We start from the raw sequence: 9,435 nt of genomic DNA on the forward strand, positions 1-9,435 counted from the left end.
GGGAAAGGGGGGCGGGCTCAGTAGATGTCCAGCAGCAGGATGATCCCCAGCAGCACGGCGCCGATGCCCCAGGCCCAGCCGCCAACGCGCAACAGAAGGCCAATGATGCGGGGAACTGACCTGCCTCGATACCCCAGCACGGTGATTAACCGCATGACGACGAAAAGGAAGAAGCCACCGAGCAGGGTAAGCACGGCGATGATCAGCATCAGGTCATAAAGGGGCGTGTTATCGCTCATCCTGCTATTCTGTCATCAGGACATGCCAGTGTCTTTCCCCTGTTCGGGGAGACAAGATCAGATCTCGCCGCGGATCTTGCCCATGATTTCGCGGCTGTAGAAGGCTTTCAGCTCCTCGTGCAGGGCATCGTCGAGCGGGTCGAGACGGCTGACCTTGGCGTTGGCCCTGACCTGGTCGGCGGACGAGGCACCGGTGATGACGGTCGTGACTGCCGGATGGTCGAGGACCCAGCGCTGGGCAGCGTCGGCCATGGAGCAGTCCTGCGGCAGGACCGGGCGCAGGCGCTCGACGAAATCAAGTCCGGTGTCGAAAGGCAGGCCGGCAAAGGTTTCGCCGACATAGAACGCCTCGCCGTCACGGTTGAAATTGCGGTGGTCGTTTTCGGCGAACTTCTGGCCCGGCTTGTACTTGCCGGCAAGGAGCCCGGAGGCGAGTGGCAGGCGCACGATAATGGCAACGCCCTGGTCGTGGGCGGCGGGCAGGATCTCGTCTGCCATGGTCTGGCGCAGCATGTTGAAGATCAGCTGGAGGGAAGAAAGACCCTCTGCTGTCAGGGCATATTTCGCCTGCGAAACAGTTTCGACCGAGGCACCGAACCGCTTGATGAGCCCTTCGGATCTGAACTCTCGCAGATGTTCGAATACTTCGCCCTTTTCCAGCTCACCCTCGCCGATGCAGTGCAACTGGACGAGATCGAGATTGTCAGCCTTGAGGTGTTCCAGGCAATCCTCGATATGGGCGCGCATGACGTCCTTCTCGAAGGTGCCGGGAAAACCGGCTTCCGGCCGACGTCCGATCTTTGTGGCGATGAAAAGGTCGTCGCGTTTCCCCCGCGCCTCGAGGAAGCGCCCGATCAGGCTTTCCGACCGGCCCATACCATAGACGTCTGCGGTGTCGATGAAGGTGATGCCGGCATCGACCGCGGTTTGCAAAATCTCGAACGCGTCATCCTCTGATACATCGCCCCAGTCGGCCCCGCCGAGCTGCCAGCAGCCCAGGCCGATTTCGGATACGGGTGGGCCGTCACTGCCAAACAGTCTGTTTTTCATGGGGGGAGTCCTCCTGGCGATCTTTTATCTTGTTTAAACCGATATGTTCCGGTCATGGCCTTGCGGCAAGGGTAGCGCTCATCTTTACGTCGTCAAACCGGAAAATCCGGCCATTGGATGCGTGCGGGATTTGAAAGAAATGCGCAAGAAAAAGCGGGGCGCTTTCGCGGCCCCGCTCTCAACTCCCTCATTCTTCCCTCGGGGTGTTCCCTCCCGGTATTCAGGCGTCAGTTCCCGGCTTCCACCTCGACACTATAGTCGCGGTCTATCTCGTCATAGGAGCCCGGGCCATAGATGCGCGTACTGGTCTTGCCGTCATCGTCATCCTTGTCGAGATGATGACGCAGGCCGACGCCATGGTCGCGAGTGTGACGAGGCCGGTAGCAGCGAGCGATTTAAGCATAAGCTTTCTCATGCTGCCTCCTCTGCAGCCTCTGTGGCAGGCGCGACCTGCTCATAGCTGGACTCTTTCCAGTTGTTGTCGTCATCATCTTCGTCGACGACGATGATGCAGGCGGAAAGCGCCATGGACGCGGCCAGCATCAGGCCGGTGATCTTGAAGGCGGTGGTCAGGTTTGAAGGCATAATGGTCACTCCTCTGTTGCCCCTTTGAAAGATGTCAGTCGTCAAAACTCAGTATGTCGCCGGGCTGGCAGTCCAGCTCCTTGCAGATCGCCTCCAGCGTGGAGAAGCGGATCGCCTTGGCCTTGCCCGTCTTCAGGATGGACAGGTTGGCGATGGTCACGCCGACCCGCTCGGAGAGCTCGGTCAGTGACATGCCCCGCTCCAGCAGGATCCTGTCCAGTTTTACGTTAATGGCCATGCTTTAAACCGTGAACTCCTGCTCTTCCTGCAGTCTTGCGCCCTCACGGAAAACCTCGGCCAGCACCAGGGCGACCGCCGCCCCGAGCCAGTTTGTCAGGTCGATCGACAGCCCGCCGCCATCGCCATATTCGACGCCGAACAGTACCGCCCAGAGAAAGGCGATCGGCACGATGGCGAGCTTGGCAAGCTCTGCGAAAAAGATGACCTTGGCGATGCGCTTGAAGCGGTCGGCGTTTTCCGCCTCGAACGGGGTGCCGGCGCTGATGGTGCGCAGCACTTCCATCAATCGGGAGGAAACGACCACGAACATCGTCGCCGTGATGAAGGCCATGGTTATTTCGACGAACTCCCCCATGGTGTAGTCACTGTCTGAATCAGACCGGAACCCATCGAGGAGGCCGTCGAAAAAACCGCCCACCGGAACGGCAATGAACATGAAGAGGGCTACGAGGCCGGTCACGAGCATCGTGATCAGCGATATGATAAAGACGATCAGCAGGATTACGGATAGAATGCCTGCGACCTTGTTTTTCTTTGTCATTTCGTAAATCCCGCTAGAATAGAAGAAACAGGGTGGCCCCGTAGAGGGCGTGGGTTAAGTGGTGGCCACCCTGTTCTCGCTGGTCACCCTGGTTACAGGGTGACCGGCATCCCCGACAGCGCGCCGAAATAACCGGCCGATACCAGGAAAACGATGGTCAGTGTGGCAAGGACGTTGACAAATCCGCCAATAGACCCGAATTTAGATGTACGTTTGTAAGGCATGTGACTTCTCCTTTGCTTCAGCAAGCGTTTGACTTTGACTTTACTCGGTGGCGGCTGGTTCATTCCGGTCGCCCTTTTTTTGACTTTGAAGAGGACTGTTTTGTTTTTCGTCCCTTATTGATTATCAATATATACATATCGAAAAACGATGCAATGGGTTTTTATCGAAAAACGACAAATATTTTGTGTTTTTCGATATAGGCATAGGTAAGGCACTGAAATGGCTAGGAAATTTTCTGACGAAAAAATGGTCCTCGCGAGCCACAACAAGGGCAAACTGGCCGAATTTGCGCATCTTTTTCGCCCCCACGGCATCGAAATCCTGTCCGCGGGGGAGCTGGGATTGCCCGAACCCGAGGAGACCGGCGAGACATTCGAGGATAATGCGATCCTGAAGGCGGTGGCGGCGGCAAAGGCTGCCGACATGCCGGCACTTGCCGACGATTCAGGGTTGGCCGCCGCCGCGCTGAACGGCGCGCCGGGTGTCTATTCCGCCCGCTGGGCCGGGCCGGAGAAGGATTTCACCGCCGCCATGCAGCGGCTGGAGGACGAACTGATCGCCGCGGGTAATACTGACCGCTCGGCGGCGTTCGTCTGCGTTCTCGCCCTCGCCTGGCCCGATGGCCATGTCGAGACCGTGCGCGGCGAGGCCAAGGGCCGGCTGATCTGGCCGCCGCGCGGCGATGGCGGCTTCGGTTACGACCCGGTCTTCATGCCGGTCGGACGGACCAAGACCTTCGCCGAGATGAAGCCCGAAGACAAAAAGGAAATTTCCCACCGGGCCGAGGCGTTCGAGCGCCTGATCAAGACCTGTATAGCGAGCGAATGAGCGATACAGGAAAGACCGGCCTTTATATCCACTGGCCGTTCTGCACGCGCATCTGCCCCTATTGCGACTTCAACGTCTACAAGGATCGCGGTGCCGACGAGGCCGCGTGGGAAGAGGCGCTGCGTGCCGATCTGGAGTGGTGGGCGCAGAAGGCTGGAGCTACTCTGTATACAAGCGTCTATTTCGGCGGCGGCACGCCGTCGCTGATGGCGCCGTCGCTGGCCAGGGCGGTAATCGAGGCGGCTGCGCCTGTTGCTGGCGCTGAAATTACGCTGGAGGCCAACCCGACCGATGCCGAGCGAGAGCGGTTCACTGACTTTGCCGCTGCCGGGGTCAACCGCCTGTCGCTTGGGGTGCAGTCCCTGCGCGACGAGGCGCTGGCATTCCTCGGCCGAAACCATTCCGCAACCGAGACGATCAAGGTGCTGGAGTTCGCACGGGGCGCTTTCGAGCGGCTGACTTTCGATCTCATCTATGCCCGCCCGGGCCAGAGCCTCGATGTCTGGCGGGCGGAGCTGGCCGAGGCGCTGGCACTCGCCAAGGGGCATTTGTCGCTTTACCAGCTGACGATCGAACCGGGCACGGCTTTCGAAAAGGCGGTGGCGCGAGGCGACTGGGCCCCTGCCGATGAGGAGATGACCGCCGCCCATTACGATCTGGCGCAGGCGATGTGCGCAGACGCCGGGCTCGCGCCCTATGAAGTCTCCAACAATGCTGCGCCGGGCCACGAGGCACAGCACAACCTGCTCTACTGGCGTTATCAGGATTATGTCGGCATCGGGCCGGGCGCCCATGGCCGGGTGCGGATCGACGGCCAGCTTTACGAGACGGTCGCGCTGGACAAGCCGGGGGAGTATCTCGCCGCGACGCCTGAACAGCGCTTTGCGTTGTCGCCACTGACCGGCGTGGAACAGGCAGTGGAAATGCTGTCCATGGGCCTGCGCCTGAGCGAGGGGATCAGCCTTGCCAGGTATGAGGCGCTGGCGGGCGCGCCGTTGAATGACCGCACCCTGACGGAAATGGCTGGTGATGGCCTCGTCCACGTCGAGGGCGACCGGCTGTCTCTGACCGCCGATGGCCGCCGGGTGCTGAACGCGATAGTCGCCAGCCTCGTCTGAGCGCTCACAATCCCGCTTGTCACGCTCCTGCCATTTCTGGGATAATCTGCGTATTCTGGCGGGAGGCCGGGTATGTTGTTGCGCAGGATGATGGAGCATGTGCGGACCCAGAACTGGTTTGCCGTCCTGCTCGATTTCGGCATCGTGGTCGTCGGTGTGTTCATTGGTATGCAGGTGTCGAACTGGAACGGCGTGAACCAGCAGCGCCAGATCGAAGACGAGATCATCGAAAGGCTGCATGCGGACTTTACAGAGATCGTCGCCTGGGCGAGTGCTGGCCGGGACTATGTCGAGGGCCTTCATGCCCACACCGGCCCATTGGTCGATGCCGGTGCGGCGGGATTTATCCTGCCAGAGCAGGAGGAGCCGCTGCTGACGGCGATCAATGAGTGCTACGACCTGCTCATCACCCTGAAGACGTCGGCGACCTATACCGAGATCGTTTCCTCCGGACAAGTGCGTCTGATCCGCAATGATGCGCTGCGTCAGGCGCTGGCAGGGTATCAGGCAAGCAGTGATGAATCCCATACTGCGTTTCAGGCTTTGAGCCAGGCTTTCATGCGTCATATCGATATCCTGGACAGCCATGCGATTATCGCGCCTGATGTGGCCAGCCTGCCCGTCGGCTCGAACATCGTGGTGACCGGTTATGACTGGGCGGCGCTAGATGATGATCCGCGGCTGCCGGCGACATTCCGCTTCTTCCATAATCTGCGCAGCAATGAATATCTGTTCTTCAACGGACTGGCCGAGGAGGCGCAGGCGGTGCTGACAATTCTCGAGGAAGAAACGGCGCTCAGACCCTGAGGGCCGGTATCCATGACTGCTGGCCAAGGCGTTGCGTATCCGCCCGGTTGCAATAATATTGACAGGGTAAAGGCGCAAAGGGGGCGTGATGAGTAGATGGGCAGTTTACTTGCGGTGGTCGGTGTAATGGCGGCGGTGCTGCCGGGGCTTCCCGGGGCCGGGGCCAGCCCTTCGGATAGGGGCGCAGATGGCGTGCGTGCGGCGCGGACGGCCTTCAACAAGGCGATCGCAGAGGCAGATGCCGTTACCATCGGCAAGATCCTTGCCGAGGATACCGTGCTGGTTGCGGGCACCAACAGCGCGGTCATCTCCGGCCGGGCCGAGCAGGTCGGCGTGTGGGAAGCAGACTTCGCCGATCCGGATCGTCTTGTCTATCATCGGAAGACCGCCAAGGTGACCCTGTCGCCGCTCTATCCCATGGCGATGGAGACGGGCACGTGGCGGGGTTCCCCAGCGGGTAATGGCACCGACTGGGTCGGCGGCAGCTATACCGCGAAATGGCGGCTGATCGACGGGCGCTGGCAGGTCGAGGCGGAAACCTACATGACCACGGGCTGCGGCGGCGCTCTTTGTGATGACTGACGGGCGAGTAGCAAGGAGAAAGCCATGCTCCTGAGGCGGATGATATCCCACGTCAAGGCGCAGAACTGGCTGGCTGTGTTTCTGGACTTCTTCATTGTCGTGGTCGGTGTGCTGATCGCCTTTCAGATAACCGAGTGGAGTGAGCAGCGAGAGGCGGCAAAACGGCGCGAGGCAGCGCTCGTCCGGCTGCACGACGAATCCGAGCTGGCTGTCGGCTATTTCAGGGAAATCGTGGGCATGTATGACGATCGTTCTGTCCACCGTTCCGAGGCCATTCGGCGCATGATTGACAATGACTGGGAGGGGGTGGATCTTGACGCGATGACGACCGGTATCACGTCTGTCGGTATTCTGCCGTCTGCATCGCCGCCTCGCAGTGTTTATGATGAAGTGATCAGCACAGGGCAGTTTTCGGAACTCGGTGACCCGGCCTTGCGAACCTCGATATCGGATTATTACGGACGGCTTTCTTTCCTGCAGGGGCAGATCCTCTATACAAGATCAATCAACGCATACTTCCCCGATTGGCAACACCCGGGCATCATCCTGACGTTTGAACCCGGGACGGCGAGGGAGCGTGACTATGAGATCGATTTCGATCTCGTCAGTAATGATCCGGATTTCATCGAGGGCATGATCGCGGGCAATAACTCGATGCGTGCGGTCGCCGGATGGTGGCGCGCCGTGCTGGAGGGGGCAGAGCAGATGTGCAAAGAGCTTGCCCGCGCGACTGGCCAGCCCTGCGAGCCTGTAGAAGAGAGTATTGGCTGATGCTGCTGCGCCGTATGATGGAACATGTCCGTACCCAGAACTGGCTGGCTGTCTTTCTGGACTTCATCATTGTCGTCGTCGGTGTGTTCATCGGTATCCAGGTGGCGAACTGGAATAATGTCCGGTCTGACCGGGCCTATGAGAGGGATATCCTGTACCGGTTGCATAATGAAATTCTAACTCTCGAGACCGGGCGAGAAGTGCCGGGACTTGTACAACACAACAAAGCTTTGCGGGAATTTCTACCCAGACTGAAGGCGGGGCTCGAAGACACAGAGGTCGATGATCTGACATGCCGTGGGATTATCAGATCCCATGTCCTCAATGGTCCGCCAGATAGCTTGCCCGCGCTGGATGAGCTTATTTCATCAGGTCGTATGAAGACACTGAGAAATACTGACATTCGAAGCTTCGGAAGTTCCTTTTTGCAGAAACGTGAATTTGGCCGCGAACTGATTACAGAGTTTGACAATGACTTGCGTGACCTCGGGCGCGAGTTTCCGGAACTGATGCACATTCAGATTGCCAACGATCCGGAAACGGAACAGGGTTCATCGCAGGATTTCACCTGCGATCTCGTTGGCATGCGTAATAATACAGCTTTTCAAACGGCGTTGATAAATAACGTTGATCGTTTCAATGGGATCATGAGTTATCACTTTGATTTTGTTGGTGCCGACCTTGATGCGCTTCATCAAGCTGTGGATCAGGAATTGCGTATTCAACATATAGCTGACGATGATACGCAGGAAGAACGACTATGATTTTCCGCCGTATCAAAGCCCATATCGAAAAGGAAAACTGGTTCGCGGTCTTCCTCGATTTCCTGATCGTCGTGTCCGGCGTGGTCATCGGGGTGCAGATCGGCAACTGGAATGCCGATAGGCAGGACCATCAGGCCTATGAACAGGCGCTGGAGCGTTACAGGGCCGAGATCGAACTGAATCTTGCCACGCTCGATACCGTCGATGAAGGTGTCGAAGAGGCGCTGGTCGTGGTTGCTGACGGTTTCGATGCCTTGCTGGCGTGCGAGGAAATCCCCGCGAACCGGCTGGCGGTCGAGAGGGCCATCAACAAGACCATGGGCACTTACGGCATCAACCTGCGGGACCAGGCCTTGCTGGACCTTACGGCGGCGGCCACCTATCTGGACCAGCAGTCCGAGGCTGACCGGGAGCGCTTCGGCAATACACGGCACCGGATGGAGATCTTCCTGCGCGAAGCGGACTATATAGAAAAGATTCCGCTACAGGAGCGGGCCCAGAATAACCCGGTTATTTCCGTCGGCAGTATCGAGGAGCGCCGGGTGGAGTATCAGGGTACGGATTACTCTCGGGCAGATCGCACGCTGGCCCTCGCCGTGCCACTGGATGTCGCCTGCAAGGACGACATGCTGCTCAAGTCTCTCTATACATGGGAGCGCTGGCAACGTGCCCTGCCCGCGGTGTCGAGAATCCTGCGGCAACAGCTGGAAGAAGACCTTGCCTATCTGGAGGAACGCCAGTGATCCTGCGTCGTTTCATGATCCATGTCAGCGAGCAGAACTGGACGGCGGTTGTGCTGGATTTCGCCATCGTCGTGTTCGGCGTCTATATCGGCCTGCAGCTTGGCAACTGGAACGATGCCCGCGAGGAGCGTGAGCGCGAAACCGCAATCCTGCAGCGCCTGCATGTCGATTTCGAACAGCTTGAACTGCTCGACACCTATGCCGCTGCATCGGCAGAGCAGGGGTTTCGCAGTGCTGACCTGCTGATCGGTGCCGTCGAGGATGGCACACTGACACAGTATGAGGATGAGCAGCTGTACCCGGCCGTCCAGGCTGCACTGACCGTCAGGCCGCCAAACGGTCCGTCCTCGACCTATACAGAGATTGTTGCGTCCGGCCAGGTCAGCCTGTTGCAGAACAGCGAGCTGCGCGAATGGCTGGCGACCTATGACAAGGGCCAGGATGCCTATGCCACGGTGCATTCCAATCTGTATGACATGGCCTTGCGCGAGGCGTTCCCGATCTGGCGGATGGCAGAGTTCGATGACACCATAAACGATGAGGGCCGGGTTGTGCTCGGGCCGGTCAGCGGGTTTGACTTCGACCGGCTGGCGACAGATCCGGAGCTTGTCTATGCGATGCGGGCGGCAAGACGGATCATGGGCACGCATCATAGCTATACGGAGCATCTGGCGAACATGTCGAACCAGATCAGCCTGATCCTGGAAGAAGAGCTGGGAGAGGGGCCGTCGGAGCAGATCGTCACGATCCGCGAACAGCGCCAGTCCTATCGGGAACAGGCAGAAGAGATGTCACGCCAGCGGGCTGAGAAAGAGGCCAATGCCGCAACATCGGCGGCATCACCGGCTGAAGCGGAGGCGGACCAGGTGTCTGAAAACCCGACAGCGGCCCCGGTGCCTGACGATATCGTGGAAGAGGTTACAGAAGGGGAGTAGCTGGCGG

15 protein-coding genes are annotated in these 9,435 nt (G+C 59.1%); 8 read left to right on the top strand and 7 right to left on the bottom strand.

Annotated elements, in window-relative coordinates; genetic code table 11:
- Positions 1–17 precede the first annotated feature (17 nt).
- The 7 genes from FF098_RS09660 to FF098_RS17860 all read right to left on the bottom strand — a co-directional run bounded on the left by FF098_RS09660 (position 18) and on the right by FF098_RS17860 (position 2,879).
- Entirely contained in the window at positions 18–239 is a 222-nt protein-coding gene (locus FF098_RS09660; protein ID WP_155139950.1) for a hypothetical protein, read from the bottom strand.
- A gap of 57 nt (positions 240–296) precedes the next feature.
- Entirely contained in the window at positions 297–1,289 is a 993-nt protein-coding gene (locus FF098_RS09665; RefSeq protein ID WP_155139952.1) for an aldo/keto reductase, read from the bottom strand.
- Positions 1,290–1,554: 265 nt separating this feature from the next.
- A complete protein-coding gene (locus FF098_RS09670) occupies positions 1,555–1,704 on the bottom strand; it encodes a hypothetical protein (protein WP_155139954.1) in 150 nt (49 codons plus the stop codon).
- Positions 1,701–1,874, bottom strand: a complete 174-nt coding sequence (locus tag FF098_RS09675) for a hypothetical protein (RefSeq protein ID WP_155139956.1) — start codon at positions 1,872–1,874, stop codon at positions 1,701–1,703. Before FF098_RS09675 ends, FF098_RS09670 begins: the two co-directional genes overlap by 4 nt.
- Positions 1,875–1,908: 34 nt before the next feature.
- A complete protein-coding gene (locus FF098_RS09680; protein ID WP_155139958.1) occupies positions 1,909–2,112 on the bottom strand; it encodes a helix-turn-helix domain-containing protein in 204 nt (67 codons plus the stop codon).
- A gap of 3 nt (positions 2,113–2,115) precedes the next feature.
- Positions 2,116–2,655, bottom strand: coding sequence for a DUF2975 domain-containing protein (locus tag FF098_RS09685; protein WP_155139959.1), 540 nt, complete (start codon positions 2,653–2,655; stop codon positions 2,116–2,118).
- Positions 2,656–2,747: 92 nt separating this feature from the next.
- A complete protein-coding gene (locus FF098_RS17860) occupies positions 2,748–2,879 on the bottom strand; it encodes a hypothetical protein (protein WP_268235265.1) in 132 nt (43 codons plus the stop codon).
- Positions 2,880–3,099: 220 nt separating this feature from the next.
- Between FF098_RS17860 and rdgB the strand changes: the two genes are divergently transcribed.
- The 8 genes from rdgB (at position 3,100) to FF098_RS09725 (ending at position 9,428) form a co-directional block, all read left to right on the top strand.
- A complete protein-coding gene (gene rdgB / locus FF098_RS09690) occupies positions 3,100–3,708 on the top strand; it encodes an RdgB/HAM1 family non-canonical purine NTP pyrophosphatase (RefSeq protein WP_155139961.1) in 609 nt (202 codons plus the stop codon).
- Positions 3,705–4,826, top strand: coding sequence for a radical SAM family heme chaperone HemW (gene hemW / locus FF098_RS09695; RefSeq protein WP_155139963.1), 1,122 nt, complete (start codon positions 3,705–3,707; stop codon positions 4,824–4,826). The genes rdgB and hemW overlap by 4 nt, the downstream gene beginning before the upstream one ends.
- 72 nt (positions 4,827–4,898) lie before the next feature.
- A complete protein-coding gene (locus FF098_RS09700; RefSeq protein ID WP_155139965.1) occupies positions 4,899–5,633 on the top strand; it encodes a hypothetical protein in 735 nt (244 codons plus the stop codon).
- A gap of 96 nt (positions 5,634–5,729) precedes the next feature.
- Complete coding sequence (locus FF098_RS09705) at positions 5,730–6,215, top strand: nuclear transport factor 2 family protein (RefSeq protein WP_205967459.1); 486 nt, start codon at positions 5,730–5,732, stop codon at positions 6,213–6,215.
- A 24-nt stretch (positions 6,216–6,239) separates the two neighbouring features.
- Positions 6,240–6,986 carry a hypothetical protein gene (locus FF098_RS09710; RefSeq protein ID WP_155139967.1) on the top strand — a complete coding sequence of 249 codons (747 nt, stop codon included), beginning with the start codon at positions 6,240–6,242 and terminating at the stop codon, positions 6,984–6,986.
- On the top strand, positions 6,986–7,750 hold the full coding sequence (locus tag FF098_RS09715) for a hypothetical protein (RefSeq protein WP_155139969.1): 765 nt from the start codon (positions 6,986–6,988) through the stop codon (positions 7,748–7,750). Before FF098_RS09710 ends, FF098_RS09715 begins: the two co-directional genes overlap by 1 nt.
- Entirely contained in the window at positions 7,747–8,493 is a 747-nt protein-coding gene (locus FF098_RS09720) for a hypothetical protein (protein WP_155139971.1), read from the top strand. The genes FF098_RS09715 and FF098_RS09720 overlap by 4 nt, the downstream gene beginning before the upstream one ends.
- The gene (locus tag FF098_RS09725) at positions 8,490–9,428 is read left to right on the top strand and encodes a hypothetical protein (protein ID WP_155139973.1); all 939 of its coding nucleotides are present in this window, start codon (positions 8,490–8,492) and stop codon (positions 9,426–9,428) included. The genes FF098_RS09720 and FF098_RS09725 overlap by 4 nt, the downstream gene beginning before the upstream one ends.
- The last annotated feature ends 7 nt before the right edge of the window (positions 9,429–9,435 follow it).

The organism is Aquisalinus luteolus, from assembly GCF_009712425.2.
Taxonomy (GTDB): Bacteria; Pseudomonadota; Alphaproteobacteria; order Caulobacterales; family Parvularculaceae; genus Aquisalinus; species Aquisalinus luteolus.